Source organism: Chitinophagales bacterium (assembly GCA_017303835.1).
In the GTDB taxonomy this organism is placed as follows: Bacteria; Bacteroidota; Bacteroidia; order Chitinophagales; family Chitinophagaceae; genus JAFLBI01.
Map to the genome: position 1 here is coordinate 422,239 of JAFLBI010000002.1, position 17,756 is coordinate 439,994.

The following is a 17,756-nucleotide window of genomic DNA, read 5'->3' on the forward strand; positions in this document are numbered from 1 at the left end:
ATGAAAGCAATACCAATACTATTCAGCACCCCAATGGTGCAGGCCATACTCGATGGCCGTAAAACGCAGACAAGGAGAGTAGTGAAGCCGCAGCCCTTAACGCATGGCCGAACTGATAGCAGGGTTCGTATTTATCAACGTGGCGAAAAATGGGAAGTTGCAGACACATTCAGTAATGATGGCTTTTCATGCTTAGACTCATTCAAATGCCCATACGGCCAACCGGGCGATGTGCTATGGGTGAGAGAGAGTTTTAATCGTATTGAGTATAGAGGTTCAATAGAATACGTATATAAGGCAGAACCAAGTATCGATCCATGTAAAAATAAATTTTCTTCCTATGATCCATCAATCCACATGCCCAAAGCTGCATGCAGACTATTCCTGCAGGTAAAATCTGTACGGGTTGAAAGGCTGCAGGATATTAGTGAGGATGATGCAATTGCAGAAGGAATAGGAACAACAAATGGTATTCCAGTAGGAATGACAAGCCATTATATTGATTACTTAGATGAAAAAAACTGTTATTCATCATCAATCAATTCTTTTAAATCACTTTGGCAATCTATCAAAGGCCCCGAAAGTTGGGATGCAAACCCATGGGTATGGGTAGTTGAATTTGAACGCATAGAGAAGCCTGCAGGCTGGCCGTTTTGATATTAGCTGCTCACTAGGGCAGCTAATTCATTTAGCAGCTCCAGCGCCATCCAGATCAGTTCTTCATACTTCAGATACCAGGCTATACAACGGGCATATACTTTACGCATGAAATAAAATATATCCGGCCCATCCCTGTTCTATTTCACCCCAAAAAAGTTTGAAACAATGTTGATTATCAATGAAAAGCGCGGTTTATGTAACAGCGGTAGTAGTAGCAGTATGTTATTCGGCGCGCCAAAAATGGCCCTGTGGCCTATTCCTAAGGCTAAAAATGGCGTTTTGGCAACCTTCCTTTTTCTTGAAACATTTGAAACATTCTCTCTAGAGAAAAGAAGAATAGTAAAGAGAATCAATCTGTTAGTGGTAGTTGTGGCATGTTTCAAACTTGTTTCAGGCTGCTACGCTGTTACAATTTGTTACAGATTGTTACAAGTTGAAACATTGGGTTGAAACATTTTGAAACAAATGATAATCAAGTAATTAAGTAAAAATGTTTCAAACTTCACCCCCTTTTCAAAGTCAGCCAAAAAAATCGCTTATGGAAAATATCGCTACTTCAACAGCTTTGCCTACCACACAGGCAGCCATCAAAGACATTTTCTGGAACACCAACTACAACAATAAGCTGGTGTGTAATGCCATGATAGATGTTACACTGGCTCCAGACAGAAGTAAAGTACCTACCAACTGGAGAAACAGCATCTTTCGCATACACACCAAAGACCAATCATATCCACCGGTACTTTTTAAGTTGGATGATATGCTGCCCATCTGGCCACATGAACTTACCGACATGATCGCGATGCTAAGCAGTGGCTTACCTGCTGTAGAGCTTCTTGCGCAGCTGGAAGAGATGCATACACCAGAACTATTGAACAGAAGAGGCCTAATCATTAATTATTGGATAAAAATTTAATCTGTTGTGTCGAATTTTTTGTCGAATTGGTGTATTATTGTAGTCATGGGAGTAAGCCAGTTCTCCGTAGTTCTGCCCACAAAGCCATTTCTCAAAAAATATATTGAGACCGATTACGGCTCTCCTGCTCAGTTCGACTCTTCAGACTATTACGGAATGATGATTGCTTTAGCCTTGGAGAAAGATGTGTACCACAATAAAGAATGGTCTTTCATTCATAAAGCTTTCGACAAGTTCACCGTGCAGCTGCAGATATTGTTGCCTGTTCGTTGGTTTAACGAATACCAGTATGGTACCGGCATCAACCAAAAAAATGCAGTGTTCCTGAATAAGCTGCTAGAGAAAAAATTTGAAGATGAATTTGCCAACTTCGCATTTTGCTACAAGATGCTGGGCCTTGAGCGGAAAAATGCTATTGAAGATTTTTGCAAGCGTTACAACATAGAGTTGGAGTACGATATTAACTACGATGCAATGGTGAAAAAGCATCAGCGATACGAGGAAAAATCTGCTAAAAAATTTGCGCCCGATTTGTCGGCAAAACCATTGCCACCATTGCCTTTGCGCCTATTTTAATTTCAGAAAATTTGCGCCCGATTTGTCGGGCATTAATGAAAGCAATTTTCAAAAATCACTGTCCTTTCCAACACACATACATAGTGGCAATTTCACTGCATGAATGTTACCGGCTCAGCAGGTATAGCCACCCTCAGCGCAACAAATATGTATGCCGCTGGCTTTTGCCAATGGTGGTTTGCTTTGTGGGAAGATGTAGCCAGTTTTCCTGATGCCAACAAAGACCAGGAACTAACACAAGCGCCCACATTAAAAGCCGGCAAAAGTTGGTATGGCCCCATCACCGTTAACCGTCATGAGTTTGGATTAAAAGAACAGCTGAGTACTGCAGCTGCAGGCCTGTTTTATAAAATAGAACTGGAAGGCTACATTGGCGGAAGCAATAGAAACCATGAAAGGCTATTGCAGAATCTTCCATATCACCGCTTGGTGGTAATTGGTCAGCAGCGCGCAGGTGGCCTCATGAAATTCATTGGTGGCCCGGATAGCTGGTTAAAATTCAATTTTGAGCAAGACTCCGGAAAGATTGGCGATTCTGCTATTACCAGCATCAAATTAACCGGGCAGCAGTTGCACAAAGGCTTGGTGATTACTGAATTTTCTGGCGTGCCTAGCATACCACCCATTACACCTGAGAATCCAACCGGTGGCGGTGGATCTGGTGAAGGATCTGTACAGAACGGTACAGAAGTAATTATGGTTACCAACCAACCAACGCACACAATAGCCTGGACACAAAGCCGCAAAGATGCGTTTGGAGATTTCCCACTCATTCAAGTATGGTTTAAGAATGGCAGCAATTGGGATCTGGCCAATGTGCCCATACAAACAGATGCAGCTGCACCAAACCAAACACAGTTTCTGATTGATTTCACAGGCGCAACAGACGCAATGATCATTATTAAATAATTGAGCATGAAAAAACTACTCATCCTGCTTTTATTCAGCTACAGCATAGCTAATGCGCAGTTGCCCACATGGGTAATTGGTAACCAAATAAATGTAGGTCCACGCGATACTTCAAACAATGCAACGCTGAAGCTCTTCATTAATGGTAGAACCACAGGAAAGTATTTGAAGAATAGTGGTTGGGGCAATAGCAGCTTTGGTAATATTGAAAGTGGTGATGTGCCTTGGGGTGGTGGATTCACTTTGTACGATGCACGCTATGTAATACTCCAGCGGTTTTTAGATAGCATTGCAGCGGTAAGAGCATCATTCAACAGCATCAACCTAAGCTGGAATAACATAACCGGAAAGCCTACAGCATTTCCTACAATTTGGGATAGCGTAAAAAACAAGCCTTCGCTATTACTTGCCGCCAACAATTTGGCAGATGTAACCAATGTTGGCACCGCGCGAACGAATTTGAATGTGTATTCAAAGACGGAAGCAGATGCCCGCTATTTGCAGTCTTTCACGGAAACTGATCCTACGGTATATGCATGGGCGAAAGCGGCCACAAAGCCTGCGTATGCAGTGGCAGAGATAACCGGGTTGCAGACTGCATTGGATGGGAAGCAGAATGTGTTAGGCTTTACACCTGTACCTGATACGAGAACTATTAATGGTGCACCACTGAGTGCCAACATCACTTTAACGAAAACAGATGTTGGATTAAGCAACGTACCAAATACGGATGCCACCAACCCTGCCAACATAAGCCAAAGCAGCAGCTATAGATTTGTAACCGATACGGAAAAAAGCACATGGAATGCGAAGCAGAATGCACTTGGCTATACGCCTGAGAACTTAGCCAATAAAGGGCAAGCCAATGGATATGCTGATTTAGATGCCAATGGCAAGATACCTGCAGCACGAATAGACTTTACACAGACCGGACAAACATTCGTTGTGGCTTCACAATCTGCAATGCTTGCGGTGAGTGGTGCCAATGTAGGTGCAATGGCTATTAGAACAGATCAAAGCAGAACTTATGTGTTGATAGCAACACCTGCAAGCACATTGGGTAATTGGGTGCAATTGCTTTCACCTGATGCACCTGTGCAGTCCGTGAACGGGCAGACTGGTAATGTAAATTTGACAACTACCAACATTAGCGAAGCTGCTAATCTTTACTTTACAGATGCAAGAGCACGTGCAGCACTATCAGCAGGCGCAGGCATAACTTACAACAGCACTACTGGTCAGATAAGTAGCACCATTACGCAATACACCGATGCCATGGCAAGGGCTTCTCTTTCTGCCGGTGCTGGCATTAGTTACAATAGTACCACAGGGCAGATATCATTCAACAATACAGCTGGCTACATTACTGGCATCAACAGCAGCATGGTTACTACTGCATTGGGTTATACACCTTACAATGCCACAAACCCTGCAGGCTATATCACAGCATCTGCATTAAGTAGCTACATGCCTTTTAGTGGTGGAACAATGACAGGCCATTTAAACATGGGCGGTTGGAACATTTCAGGTGTTACAACTATAAGCGGAACGCAAGCTGCATTTTCAGGTGTTATTGATGCATGGGGTGCTACATTTCAAAGGCCAATTTATATAGCAGGACAAACAGGAAATCACGCTATTTCAACAGGTGGAAGTGGTGGCGATTATGGTTCTATTGGTTACAATGTAAGCTATACAACAACAACAGGTGCATACAATTATCGTGTTGGCGACTTTGCTTCATTTATCCGTTTTCAGAGTGGCGGATTTCAGTTTTTTACTGCACCAACTGGAACAGGTGGCGCATCCATGACACCTGTTAATAGGTACACAATGGACGTGAATGGCAACAATTCATGGAGTGGTAACGGTGTTTTTGGTGGTAGCGTTCAAATTAACAGCCGAAACTATTTGTATTTAGGAAATACTGCTAACACATTATATCCATCAATTAGAAATATGGACACCGATGGTATCGGTATCTACACAAATGCTGGAAGTGCATTGCTTGAAGCAAGCGCAGCAAGCGGAATATCAACAAATGGGAGAGCTTTTGCGGCAGGTGCAGGTTCATTCTCTACACTATCGGCATCTTCATCTGTAACAGGAAGATGGTTTAATATTTTAGAGGCATCTGCAAATAGGGGCGGTTTGTATACATATAATGTTATTTCAGGAAGTGGTACGGATTACTCAGTAGGTGTATTTTCAGAGGGGGATATGTTTTTTGCGACAGGTGGGAGTGCTACAAAAAAAGTAACTATTTCATCCACAGGTTTGCTATCAGGTCAATCCGCAACATTTAGCGGAAGAATGAATGCTGATGATTATGAAATGGGTTCATGGAGAATACTTGATTGGGCTGGCGTTACTGCACAAATAGGTGGAATCAACGCTTCAAACTGGCAGCAGATTGATTTTTATACCAATGGAACACTAAGAGGCACGTTTAGCAATACGGAGTTCACTTCTACTTTACCTGCAATTATTAATGGTGGTACAGCAATGACGGGAGGATGGAATAGAACAGTACAACTAACGGCCAATTTCCCAAGCATAGTATTTAATAGTTCAAGCCAAAAATGGGCGGGAATATCATTTGACTATTCAAGCAATTTTGTTATTCGCATGAATGCAACATCAAGTGACGTATTTGGTAGTGGATATAGTGCGCTGTTGATTAATAATTCTACCGGTGCGGCAACTTTTAATTTTACCGTTTCAGCAACCCGCTTCTTTGCCACATCAGACATACGCTTGAAGACTGTGTTTTCTGAGTTCAAGAGTGCAGATGGTATCAATCCAATCATCTACAGCTTCAAGAATGAGTTTAAACCTTCATGGGGTTACAGCGCACAGCAGGTGCAGAAAGAAATGTCATTTGCTGTAACAGAAGGCGATGATGGCTATTTGCGTGTTGACTATCAGCAAGTGCATACCTACAAAATTATGCAGCTAGAAAAGCGCATAGCTGAATTAGAGCGCAGAGTAAACAACGGCTTACCAGAAAAATTCCCATTTGTTGATGGAGATAGCAAAAAGGTTTTACTAAAAAATGATCATCAATGAAAAAGCAACACTTCTTTATTGTACTGCTATTTGCCTTAGCGGCAATCATCATCAGCAACAGGCCACGTTATGCCACTACATGGGCTGCAACCAATAGCAATGAAATGGTAACTCGTGCTGCACTACTTGATGCAGTAAACAACGGTGTATTTACCGCTAACACAACCATTCCAAATGATGATGAGTGTGTAACCAGAGAGCAGGCGCAAGCTTATGTGAACATCAACGCCATAACAGGCTATGACATGAATGAGCTGGTACCTAAGAGTGCGTTTGTGGCTGCAACGGTGTACTATACTCACGAAGGTTATTTCCTATGCTTTAGCGATTCATACAGCACAGGTGCAGGTTATACATCTTCTGCAAATGCATTAGGTTATGCAGAGCCGTGGTACACAGTAAACTTTAAGACACTGTACAATAGGCCGCTACAAGTTGGTGATCAGGTTTTCAAAGTGGATGATGTTACTAAGCCTGCAGTGGTTGATGATGCAGGTCCGTGTTATGCTACTGCAGGATATTGGTTTTTCTATCCGTCTTTGAATGCTGCAGTGCAGGTAACATCTACAAATACAGGTAGCCAATACGTTTTGGATATTGTCTACCCATCAGGCACAAGCAACGTATCTATCTGCTTGATTGTTGATGTAAGCGGAACAACAGCAACGGTTCAGGCATCTGCCAGTGCTTCTGTATCTACAGCCGTTACAGTTGATTGGAATTATACCATCAACGGAACGGAAGCCATCGGCACACCTGTAACAATCAATTCAGGCAATAACCTGAGCAACGTGCATACCATCAACCACGGCTCAACAATCAATACTATTTCTGTTTCCATCAACAGCTTTTCACCCTCAAGCAACGGAACGCAGAACTATATATCCGGAGGAACATGCAATTAATTAAACACCCTATACAAATGAAAAAAGCAACAATCCTTTTCGCATTCTTAATCGGGATGATTTTGAATGCCACAGCGCAAAAAGACAGCAGCAAAGCGAATGTGAAGCCTTCAGGTGCAGCATTTCACTTTCAAGATTCTACACATAAGCAAGTGGCTGTGTGGACTGGTAAAGACAGCGTGCTTGTAATTAAAGACCTCAACAGTATTAAGGTTATTGAGGTTGCAGGAAAAAGAATAGCAGCTTCTGCATTTGCCAATTACGAAGTGCTTTTCCCTACAATAGAGTGGATGGCAGCCATCTTCAATATTCTTGAAAATGCACCAACAGGTTTAAGCAAGAATCAGCTAACCATGCTGCAGTCAATATTGGTGCCATACATAGAAAGGTTGCAACAACAATCGCAACAGAAAGCACCAGTCAAAAAGCAAGATTAAATATTCAAAGATTCACTGTCCTTTCTAAGCAGTGAGTGTAGAAATATGTTTGTATCCTAAGAAAACTGAAACATCAGTATAAACAAAATTGAGACCATGAAAAAACTTCTTATCGCCATTCTGACAATCATCACTGTAGCAACTTTCACAGTTGCACCAACAGTTTCTGTATCTGCACAGGTATCTACCAAGATTAAGCCTGTTAAAGACAGCACAGTGAATACCGATACCACTTATATCGATCTCGCTTTCGATAATCAAGTGCGCAGCGTTACAGCAGACCTTACCAGAGCTTCAGGTACCATCAGCGGTAACAAAGTATATCTGCAGGCTACAGTAGATGGCACAACCTGGTACACATTAGACTCACTGGTGTTATCCAACTCGGTCAAGAATCAGAAAGTGTTTCCTGTAACTACCAGTGCATACAGCCTACTCAATTATCAGAAATCGCGGTTTCAAGTGCTTGGGGCAGGTACCAATAAGATTAAACCGGTTCAGGCATTTGTTATTAAACGAAACTAGCAGTATAAGCTACATCTATCATGAACAAGACACTCTCAGCAATATTCCGCGGCGGTTGGCTACTTGACAAAAAGTGGGCAGAATCACAGCTTCCTGTGGTACTGAACGCCTTTCTTGGAAAGGGCAATCTCAGCGGTATTATGACTGAGTTTAGTGCCTTAGATCATGGCGAAGAAAATAAGCCTCAACCTGCTAAGCAAGTAAGCAGTAGAAAAGCTGCCAATGTGTACAAGGTTTATTGGAGAACAGACCTCAGCAGCCTTCCTGATGGTTCCATTGCAATGCTCACCATTGCTGGTCCAATTATGAAGTATGGCGATATCTGTTCACTCGGTAGCCTGGACTATGCAGATATGCTGAACAAACTGGCCAATGCATCTAACATCAAAGGCATTATTCTGGATGTAGATTCTCCCGGTGGTCAGGCAGTAGGCACAGCAACACTTGCTGATGCTATTACAGCAGCAAAAAAGAAAAAGCCTGTTGTGGCTGTCATCAATGATGGCTTTGCAGCTTCTGCAGCCATGTGGATTGCCAGCGCAGCAGATGAAATCTATACCACTCAGCCAACTGATGAAGTTGGCTCTGTTGGTGTATATACCCAAATCGCAGATTGGATCAGTTACTATCGTGATGAACACAATTTGCGTATACTGGAAATCTATGCCCCTCAAAGCACCGATAAGAATAAAGACTATCGCGATGCATTGGCTGGTGATGATACCGCTATTAAAGCTGATTTGAAGCAACTGGCAGATCAGTTCATTTCAACCGTTGCAAAAAACCGTGGTGGCCGTTTAACCAGCGATGAATGGAAGACAGGTAAAATGTTCAACTCAAAAGAAGCCACTCGTATTGGCCTCATAGATGGCATGAAGTCTTTTGACCAGATCATTCGCAGAATGGACACCCTCATTAAACAACAATCAAATTCCGGAAATATGGCTTTCGAAAAAACACTCGCAACAGCTAAGGCTGATGCATTCGAAGTAATTGATGGTGGCTTTCTGGTAACAGAAGAGCACCTCAACAATGTGGAAGCTGCACTAGTGCAGGCTGAAGCAAGTGCTGCACGTGTAACTGAGTTGGAAGGCCAACTGGCAACCGCTCAAAATGCACAAACCACTGCAGAAAACAATTTGCAAACAGCTAATAGCCGTATTGCAGAATTGGAGCAGGAAGTAGCCAGTTTGGGTGGTAGTGCGGCAAAGCCTACACCTGTAACAGGCGCAACAGAGAAACCTGTTGCCGGTGAAGAAGCACCCGTGAAAGCCAACGACATGGACTTCCAAAAAGAACTGTACAAACAAGTAGTATAACTACTGTAAGTACACAATCAAAAGTTTACTAACCTCTAAAAATAAAGTCATGGGTTTAACAGTAGCCGCAATCATAGCACAGTTTGGCGCTCATTACATCAATGAGGGACAGAACCTGTCCAATGTGAACAAGCTGTTGTATGCGAAAGATCGCACACTGGGAATGTTCCGTACAATCCCGCAGGATAACACTTATTACAAAACCACATCAGCAATGATGGGCGAAGTGCTGCAGGCCTTCCAAAAAGGTTTTACTGCAAAAGGCGCTTTAGAGTTCAAGCCGCATGGTTTTGAAGTAGAGCACCAAAAGATTGATCTGGAACTGTTTCCGGATGAAATTGAAGAATCTTACTTGGGCTTCTTGGCCAACGTGGATGTTGCAGCCCGCGCTGAATGGCCGATTGTGCGCTACCTGATTGAGCAGCACATTCTGGATGCGCGTAACCGCGATCTGGAGAAGAAAGCCGCTTTCGGTGGGGTGTATCAAGATCCTGTTGCAGGTACTGCAGGTGCCGCTGAAAATGCCCTCACCGGTATTAAAAAGCGTATTGTTGACCTGAACGCAACAGGCAGAACCAATATGGGTGCTGGTCCTTTGCAATTTGAAACACCTGCAGAAGATCCAAAAGATTTCTGTGAGCAGGTAGAAAAGTGGGTGGAAAGCATGGATGAAGAGCTCCGTGATGAGATCACAGAGATCTGCATGAGCACCACACTGGCTGCCCGTTATGGCCGTGGTAAGCGTGCCAAGTATGGCCAGAATGTAAACTTTGTGGAAGGTGGCAAAAATGTAATTGAAGACTACCCCACTATCAGTGTGGTAGGTCTGCCTAACCACAAAGGCAGCAACCTCATTTGGGCAACACCCGCCAACAACCGTATCAAGGTTGTGAAGAAACTGAACATGGCAGATGTGTTCAAAGTTGAGGAAGCGAAGCGTGCAGTTGCCGTGATGGCAGACTGGTGGATGAGCATCCACTTCGCAGTTCCTGAACTGCTGGTGCACAACGAGTTTGTGGACTAATCGATAACCCTATTGCTTCTCCCTGAAAAGGGAGAAGCTTCATAAATCTCTTACATTATTTCAATGAATATCAATCTCACACATAAGCTTAGGCAGATGTTAGTGAAGATTGGTTTAACTGAATCAAAAAAAGTACACATGAAACTCAAGCACATCAATACAGCCGACTTCACTGAGAATGAAGCAGGCTTTGTGGTTACCAATGAGCAGCTTGCTCAGCTGGATGAAAAGTTGGAGACTTTGAGCGCAGAAAACGCAGAGCTCTCTAAAGCCAATGAAGATCTGTTGAAGAAATTCGACAATCTCTCAGCTTCACCGGCACCAACACAAGCTGCAGCAGTTAAGCCAATTGCCACCCTGTCTTTCGAGCTGGATGGTCAGAAGTATGGCTTCAGATATCCGCATTTCTCACGCGATGGTGTAAAGATCACCGCTGAGCAGATTGCGAATGATGCAGCCCTGCAGGCAGAGTTGGTAAGCAAAAAGCACAGCATTTTGAAGCAGCTGTAAGAACCCGCAAAATCATTACTCATTCATAAATCAATTCAAAATGGCTTATAAATCTCTCAAACCTGCAGATGCCACGGTTAAAAAGCCAGGCTATGTAAAAGCATGGGTAAACATCCTCAGCGACTTTACCACGCTTCAAGTGCCAACACTTGGTGAAACACCAGCTGTTGGTGATAAGTATAAAATCACTACTGACCACGTTTGGGCTCTTGGCAAAGGTGCAATGACTTGCATGGCTGATCCTGAAGTATTGGAAGCTAGTGGCGAAAGCGTTGGCGAGAAGGGCAGCTTGAACATGAAGTACATGCCTAAAATCTTCATCCCCGGTGATGGCCCTGCAATGCAAGAAGTTGTTGACAGCATTGCCAATGAAGGACTGGTTATTTTCATGCAGAATACTTGTGAAGCCGATTCTAAAGTATATCAGTATGGCGGTGGCTGTGTGCCTTGTAAAGTAACCAAAGTGGGCTTTGGTAGCGGCACATTCGTAAGTGGTAAAGTTGGTTGGACATTGGAAATTGAAGCTTACGATCGTTACTTCTACGAAGGCGATATCACTGAAAGAGCCTAACCATGGAATTCGAGCAGCTTGAAGTAAGAGAAAAGTATGTGCTGATGAGTGAGGTAGATCACACCATCCGCACAAAAGAAGGGTACTATGGCAAACTGAGCCGCATTAGCCTGGCACAGGCAGATGCGATGTTCGAAAGAAACAATCAGTTTGTAAAGCTTCGCCCGGCTTCTCTTCCACTTCCAACAGAAAACGAAGAAGCATAGATCTTAACAACAAAAAATGAAAATCCTCATCCACCCAGTGTGGGTGGGGATTTTTTTATGATGTTCTACTCAGCAGATGATATCAACCCAAAGATTGAAAGCAGAACAGATCAGTTAGTGAAAGAACTGAAAGCTGAAATGTCTTCTCTAGGAATGGTGCATGATAAAAAGGATCCATTATTTAGAATTGGGCGCAGGTATAACAAGGAGAAAGAGTTTAACATGATCAACCGCATACGCCTAAGGTTTAAGCGTAGCGGTGTGTTTGTACATAAAGGTGTTGGGCGGCCTAAGAAAGACGGCTCACCCAGCAGCAGACAACCAAAAGAATGGTTTAACCCATTGGTTGAAAAATACGCAGATGATTTGGCCGACACAATGGCAGATCATTTGGTAGAAGCCACATTCGATAGACTCAAAATCAGGTAACATGGCAGAAGCAACAAAATCAGTTTCCAGAGTAGTAACCTTAGATACCACCAGTGCACAATTTGCGCTAGATCAGTTAGGTGCTAAGATGGATATGATCGATAAAAAAATTGCTGATGCAAATGCTAAAGGCAAGAGCGTAGCAAAACTGGAAGAAGACAAGGCTAAGATCATGCAGCGGCAGGCTACCATTCAAGAGCAGATCAATAAAGGCCTTGGATCGACCTACAATCAACAAGCAAAGTATGTTGATGCATTACGTAGGCAGTTGAACAATGTAGCCATTGGTACTGATGAATGGGCTAAGAAGCTAAAGGAGCTGAAGAAAGCAGAACAGGTTTTCGACAGCATGAAAGAGAAAATGGGCATGGTTAGTAAGGTGCAGCGTTCATTTATGAACGAGGTGAAAACAATTGCCATGGGCGTTTTCATTGGTAATACCATTCAACAGGCTACTGCAGCCATATCAGGTTATATCAATAACCTATTATCAGGAAATGCAAAGCTCAGTGATGAGCTTGCTGATATTGAGAAAGCCAGTGGCCTTACAAAAATTCAGGTTGAGGAACTGAATAAAGAATTCCGGAAGATTGATACCAGAACAAGCAGCAGCAACCTTAGACAGATAGCCATTGGTTTAGGACAAGCAGGCGAAGAAGTAAACCGCTTCAATGTAGAAAAGCTGGATAGAATCGTAGTTGCATTGGGTGATGAGTTTGGTGGAGATAGTCGCGAGATAACCACTGTGCTATCTATCCTTAGAAATAACCTTCAGGACATCAAAACCAATAACTATGGTGATGATGTAGAGCGCATTGGTAATGCGCTAAACGTACTTGGTGCCAGTGGCCAGGCAACAGCACCTGTGGTGGTAGATTTTGCCAATAGAATGGCAGGTGTAGCAGGAACATTTAAACTGACCAGTGGTGAGATACTTGGTGTTGCTGCCACATTTCAGGAGCTTGGTATCAATGTAGAGCGCGGATCCACTGCATTCATCAAGATTCTGCAACGGATAGCTGCAGAGCCTGAGAAGTTTGCCAAAGTATCTGGCATGGCTGTGAATGATTTCATTAAGCTGGTGAATCAGGATCTGATGAGTGCATTTGTGAAGGTTGCGGAAGGAGCCCGAAAAGCTGGTGCCGACAATGTAACCTTTGGTAAGATTCTGAAGGAACTGGATGCAGATGGTAGCGGTGCCGGTGAAGTGTTGAGTAAAGTAGCCAGAAATGCTGATTTGGTGAGTGAGAAGGTAAACCTTGCCACTGAAAGCCTGAAGAATAATAACAGCATCACAGATGAGTTCAATAAAAAGAACAACAACCTTGCTGCCAATCTGGAAAAAATTGGAAAGAATATTGCCGGTTGGTTTAGCAACAGTTCTTTTTCAAACCTGCTTAATGATTTTGTTGGTGGCCTTGTAAAAGCAACTGGCCCGGCAGAAGACTTGGCAGATGCATTCTTCAAACAGCAAACCGCTGTTGGCAATTTGGAGAAGAACTTGAATCCGCTAATTCAAAGAGTAGATACACTGCAGAATAAATCGAAGCTGAATAAAGATGAGCAGGTAGAATTGAATAAAGCCATTACCACTATTGCCAGCAACATTCCTTCTGCCATAACTCAGTTTGATAAGTACGGCAATGCAATTGGCATCAATACAGAAAAGGCAAGAGAATTTATTCGCATTCAAAAAATCATGCTGCAGGAAAAAAACAGAGAAGCTATTTCCGATCAGGAAGCTTTGCTGAAAAAGCTGCAGGCTGAAGATCAGTTGAATGACAAGCGAAGACCTGATATTGTAAAGTATACTGCTATCAATGATCCTGCAAGTGTAAAGGGTACACAGGATTTCTTGAATAGAGCAACAGCTTTGAAACAACGTATTGAAGCTGTAAAAGCAATCATCGGTGAGCTGAAAGGTGAGCCATTAGTGAAAGACCTGAATAAGCCTGCAGGCAGTACGCCACCAGAACCACCGGAAGGCAAAATCACGCAAGACTTATTTGGTAAGCCAGAAGATCGTGCTAAGAAAATGCGCGATGCCAGGAGTGAATATGAGCAGCTCATCAAGTCTATTACAGACCTGATGAATAAAGCTGTTAAGAGCGATTTTGCCCTGCAGTTTGATAAGATCATTGAAGACAGGAAACAGCAAGAAGCGAAGCTGCAGGACTTACTAAAACGCAAAGTGATCAGTAAGCAGGAACTGGCAGATGGTTTTGCACTCATTGAAAAAGAAACCGGATCCAGAATAGCCAAACTGCTAAGTGATCTGAATGGCCAATACAAGCCTGAGGTTGCTGTTGATATTGTACCTGAGTTCACAGAGCAGGATGCGGAAGATATGGGCAAGGTGCTAGCCCAGGGCTTCAGGAATCTACAAAAACAAAAGCGTGATGATCTAGCAGGTGCAGAACTGCAGGTGTTGCTTGCTGGAAATCCTCAGCAAAGGTTAGAAGCACAGAAAGCGCAGCTTGATGAAGAAATGTTCTGGGAGCTCAATAATACTGAGCTAACAGAGAATGAGAAAGAAGTGATCAGGGCAAAGTATGCGCAGAAGCGTATGGATCTAGAGCATGAGTTCTGGGGCAACATGATGGGTGTTGCACAAACATTCTTTGATTTTACCAGTCAAGCATTAAGTGGACTGGATGCATTGTACCAAGCACGTAATTCAAAAGAGATTGCTGCACACAATGCAGAAATGCTAAGGCTGGATGAGAAAAAGAAAAAGGTAGAGCAGAATCTGAAGTCTGGTGTAATTACACAGCAAGAAGCGCAGATACAATCAACCAACATTCAGCGCGAAGCAGCAGCAAAAGAGCGCGAGCTGCAGATAAAACAATTTGAACGCAATAAGAAGCTTCAGACCGCACAGGCTGTTATTAACGGCTTTCAGGCCATTACTGCAACCCTTGCAAAGTTTGGTCCACCATTGCCGCCCAACTTTTTGGGTATTGCTGCCATGGCTATGACACTGGCATCTAATGTGGCCAATGTAATTGGTATATCCAGCCAGAAGCCACAGTTCAAGGATGGTGGTATAGTAGGCGGTAATAGCTACCACGGAAGCAGGTACGGACAATCAGGCATTGCTTTGGTTGATCGTAAAACCGGGCAGGAAATGGGCGAGATGGAAAGTGGAGAGCCTTATATGATCCTGAGCCGGAAGTTCAGAGAGAAGAATGCGGGCCTTATTCCACAGCTGCTGCAAGCTAGTAAGAATGGTACGGTAGTGCCTATGTATGCAGCAAGGCCACTGGAAACCATAGACTATGCAAGCGTAAGGCAGAGTATCAGCCAACGCCAGTTTGCCACCGGTGGCATCTTCAATGGCGCGGCAGGCGGTGCAGCTTCAGGGGGTAATGATCAGTTAAATGCAGTGCTTTTACAGGTGTCCGCGGGGCTGTCCGCACTGACGGCCAGTAACCGGGCATTGGTAGAAAAGCTTAGCCAACCTATAGAAGGGTATGTCCGCTTATCACAAATTGAGGAAGCCAATGATACCCGTAACCGTATTCTACAGGAAGTAGCATAACTCGCTGTTTTTCATGTTGTAAGAAAGGGTACGACATAAGCCGCTCCTAGTCTTGGGAGTGGCTTTTTGTGCTTATTTGTGAAAAATTGTGTATTTCTATGACAATTCTATGTGGAAAAGTCCTTTCTTTTGTGGTGGATAACGGTGTTCAACGGTATTTTTTCCGCTTAATTCCATTATCGAATACAACTGATTATGACAGCGATTGATTCTAGCTATTTCAATGAATTGTATAATCACAATTCCTTGTGGCGTTTTTCGCAAACCCTACTTTACAACTTTATTTCTAAGGTCAGAATTACTTTAAATCTGAAGATTAGAACTAGGTTGATCAATTCTATTAATAAAAATCTTCGTAAGCATCACCTGCTTATGTCTGGTATTATTCAGGAGATAAGCTCAGCAGATTATAACATTGATGACATCAATGAAATATATCCAGTAGTGTCTGATGCTCTAAATGAGTTCAGGAGAAGTCATACTAAACTAGAGAAGTTAGACTTTCTTAATAATGAAGACACTAGGGTTTTATCAAAAGTTGTATTAAAAGATCTCTACAAAATTGAGTCAATCATCCGTAGGAAAATGCCAACGCCATCAGTAGAAAGCTTTGCTGATGAAAAGAAAATGCTCCAAGGATTGATCGCTGCATCTGTATAGGTTGCTTATGCTATTTCAGCAAAGAGATTTAATAGAACTACACTCACCTTCTTTATTGCCAGATGGTAACGAAAAATTCCATCCATTCCTTATTATAAGTACTATTGATGTGGCTTCACAAGAGAGAAGCTACTTAGGTGTTATGATGACTTCATCAAGTCATACTACAAAATTTTCTTTTCCATGTCCAGACTCTTCTTTTGAAGGAGCCTTAAAGCCGAATTCTCATTTGCAGATGCACATCGTTCATATGATAAGGCATGAAAATGTTAAGGCATGGAGAAATAGAATGAAAAAAGATGATTTCGAATTCTTTCTTGAAGAATTTAATTCATTGATATTAAAAGTTGACAAATGAGACTATTTGCATTAATCTTCTGTTTATTATCAAATTTCACTTTCGCCCAAGACCTCACACCAGACACACTTCGCCATGCGGCTAGTGGTTTCTTATTTGAAGAAGGTACTAAGTTGAAACTAGGACAGGGCACTATGCCTGATGGCAGTTTCAAATACATAAAAATTAACTCAGCTTCCTTGATGTCTTATTATGGTAACTCTCCTAACGCTGCCAACTCAGCAAATGCTTTACCACCAAGCTTTGGCGGCAAGAATGCAGAAGTTGCTCGATTGGAGTTAAGAGGTACTAGAAAAACAGGATATAGTCCGTACGCTATTTTAAAGCTTGGTATGCCAATGCGTTATGAGTGCGATATTGATAATGCCATTGCAGCTGGCGAACTCATTATACCAGGATATGATCCTAAAGGAGCTGGTGCACCTAAAGCCGCACCAATGAGCCTAGCAGATGAGTTGAAAAAATTAAAGGAACTGCTAGATGCTGGTGCCATCACTAAAGAAGAGTACGATGCCATGAAGAAGAAGCTGATAGGTAATTAGAACCTTTAGCTATTCCGATCATATACATTTAACCATTTATTTCTATTATTGGAAACCAATTTCGGCATCCTAAATTTTGAGCCGAATGGAAAAACCAAAAACACAGGCAATGAAGCAGCCTGAAACCAATGAAATGCTTCAGCAGTTTGTTCAGTTGTACAATCAGGCAATGCAGTTGCAGCAGCTATTTTTAGCTGGTAAATTGCCACCTGATTTTTCAGTGATGCCAGAGTTCACCAATCACCGGCTTATTGGTGAAATGATTAAAAAAATAGCCGATTAGTCCTTTTCAATTGTTTCACAACTACCCCCAATTTTTTATATCTTGTGTAGGCAAAAGAGGCGGCAACTCTATAACCACGGCAGCTTATTATGGATTCACCGGCACATATCATTCACCAGCGCAGACGCATTTGCGCCTTTCTCCTTCACTCAGCCAAAGAACAACAATTAGACCTGGCAATTCTTAGCCAGAAAACAGGCATGAAGGAATCTACCATATCCCGCATTTTCAGCGGAGACTTTCCCCCACAGTTCGATCACTTACTAATTCTGGCAGATGCTATTGGCGTAAACATAACCGCCAACAGATAGCATTT

20 protein-coding genes are annotated in these 17,756 nt (G+C 42.8%); all 20 read left to right on the top strand.

The window, feature by feature from the left end:
• The 20 genes from J0L83_14550 to J0L83_14645 all read left to right on the top strand — a co-directional run bounded on the left by J0L83_14550 (position 1) and on the right by J0L83_14645 (position 17,751).
• Positions 1–657, top strand: a complete 657-nt coding sequence (locus J0L83_14550) for a hypothetical protein (protein ID MBN8665798.1) — start codon at positions 1–3, stop codon at positions 655–657.
• Positions 658–1,198: 541 nt separating this feature from the next.
• Entirely contained in the window at positions 1,199–1,576 is a 378-nt protein-coding gene (locus J0L83_14555; protein ID MBN8665799.1) for a hypothetical protein, read from the top strand.
• Positions 1,577–1,621: 45 nt separating this feature from the next.
• Complete coding sequence (locus J0L83_14560; GenBank protein ID MBN8665800.1) at positions 1,622–2,152, top strand: hypothetical protein; 531 nt, start codon at positions 1,622–1,624, stop codon at positions 2,150–2,152.
• Between the two features lie 99 nt (positions 2,153–2,251).
• On the top strand, positions 2,252–3,061 hold the full coding sequence (locus J0L83_14565; GenBank protein ID MBN8665801.1) for a hypothetical protein: 810 nt from the start codon (positions 2,252–2,254) through the stop codon (positions 3,059–3,061).
• A 6-nt stretch (positions 3,062–3,067) separates the two neighbouring features.
• The gene (locus J0L83_14570) at positions 3,068–6,130 is read left to right on the top strand and encodes a hypothetical protein (protein MBN8665802.1); all 3,063 of its coding nucleotides are present in this window, start codon (positions 3,068–3,070) and stop codon (positions 6,128–6,130) included.
• Positions 6,127–7,035 carry a hypothetical protein gene (locus J0L83_14575; GenBank protein MBN8665803.1) on the top strand — a complete coding sequence of 303 codons (909 nt, stop codon included), beginning with the start codon at positions 6,127–6,129 and terminating at the stop codon, positions 7,033–7,035. The genes J0L83_14570 and J0L83_14575 overlap by 4 nt, the downstream gene beginning before the upstream one ends.
• Before the next feature lie 17 nt (positions 7,036–7,052).
• Positions 7,053–7,472, top strand: coding sequence for a hypothetical protein (locus J0L83_14580; GenBank protein ID MBN8665804.1), 420 nt, complete (start codon positions 7,053–7,055; stop codon positions 7,470–7,472).
• A 96-nt stretch (positions 7,473–7,568) separates the two neighbouring features.
• Positions 7,569–7,997, top strand: a complete 429-nt coding sequence (locus tag J0L83_14585; protein MBN8665805.1) for a hypothetical protein — start codon at positions 7,569–7,571, stop codon at positions 7,995–7,997.
• 20 nt (positions 7,998–8,017) lie between these two features.
• Positions 8,018–9,316, top strand: a complete 1,299-nt coding sequence (locus tag J0L83_14590) for a S49 family peptidase (protein MBN8665806.1) — start codon at positions 8,018–8,020, stop codon at positions 9,314–9,316.
• A gap of 49 nt (positions 9,317–9,365) precedes the next feature.
• A complete protein-coding gene (locus J0L83_14595; protein MBN8665807.1) occupies positions 9,366–10,340 on the top strand; it encodes a hypothetical protein in 975 nt (324 codons plus the stop codon).
• Between the two features lie 138 nt (positions 10,341–10,478).
• Positions 10,479–10,850 carry a hypothetical protein gene (locus J0L83_14600; protein ID MBN8665808.1) on the top strand — a complete coding sequence of 124 codons (372 nt, stop codon included), beginning with the start codon at positions 10,479–10,481 and terminating at the stop codon, positions 10,848–10,850.
• A gap of 40 nt (positions 10,851–10,890) precedes the next feature.
• The gene (locus tag J0L83_14605) at positions 10,891–11,421 is read left to right on the top strand and encodes a hypothetical protein (protein MBN8665809.1); all 531 of its coding nucleotides are present in this window, start codon (positions 10,891–10,893) and stop codon (positions 11,419–11,421) included.
• Between the two features lie 2 nt (positions 11,422–11,423).
• Positions 11,424–11,627: a hypothetical protein gene (locus J0L83_14610; GenBank protein MBN8665810.1), complete on the top strand. Its 204-nt coding sequence runs from the start codon at positions 11,424–11,426 to the stop codon at positions 11,625–11,627.
• A 57-nt stretch (positions 11,628–11,684) separates the two neighbouring features.
• Positions 11,685–12,056 (top strand): hypothetical protein, encoded by a 372-nt coding sequence (locus J0L83_14615; GenBank protein ID MBN8665811.1) that lies wholly within the window; start codon positions 11,685–11,687, stop codon positions 12,054–12,056.
• 1 nt (position 12,057) lies between these two features.
• Positions 12,058–15,597: a phage tail tape measure protein gene (locus J0L83_14620; GenBank protein MBN8665812.1), complete on the top strand. Its 3,540-nt coding sequence runs from the start codon at positions 12,058–12,060 to the stop codon at positions 15,595–15,597.
• 195 nt (positions 15,598–15,792) lie between these two features.
• Complete coding sequence (locus tag J0L83_14625; protein MBN8665813.1) at positions 15,793–16,257, top strand: hypothetical protein; 465 nt, start codon at positions 15,793–15,795, stop codon at positions 16,255–16,257.
• A gap of 7 nt (positions 16,258–16,264) precedes the next feature.
• A complete protein-coding gene (locus J0L83_14630; GenBank protein ID MBN8665814.1) occupies positions 16,265–16,615 on the top strand; it encodes a hypothetical protein in 351 nt (116 codons plus the stop codon).
• Positions 16,612–17,157 carry an SHOCT domain-containing protein gene (locus J0L83_14635; GenBank protein MBN8665815.1) on the top strand — a complete coding sequence of 182 codons (546 nt, stop codon included), beginning with the start codon at positions 16,612–16,614 and terminating at the stop codon, positions 17,155–17,157. The genes J0L83_14630 and J0L83_14635 overlap by 4 nt, the downstream gene beginning before the upstream one ends.
• 85 nt (positions 17,158–17,242) lie before the next feature.
• Positions 17,243–17,440: a hypothetical protein gene (locus J0L83_14640; GenBank protein MBN8665816.1), complete on the top strand. Its 198-nt coding sequence runs from the start codon at positions 17,243–17,245 to the stop codon at positions 17,438–17,440.
• Positions 17,441–17,529: 89 nt separating this feature from the next.
• Positions 17,530–17,751 carry a helix-turn-helix transcriptional regulator gene (locus tag J0L83_14645; GenBank protein ID MBN8665817.1) on the top strand — a complete coding sequence of 74 codons (222 nt, stop codon included), beginning with the start codon at positions 17,530–17,532 and terminating at the stop codon, positions 17,749–17,751.
• Positions 17,752–17,756 lie beyond the last annotated feature (5 nt).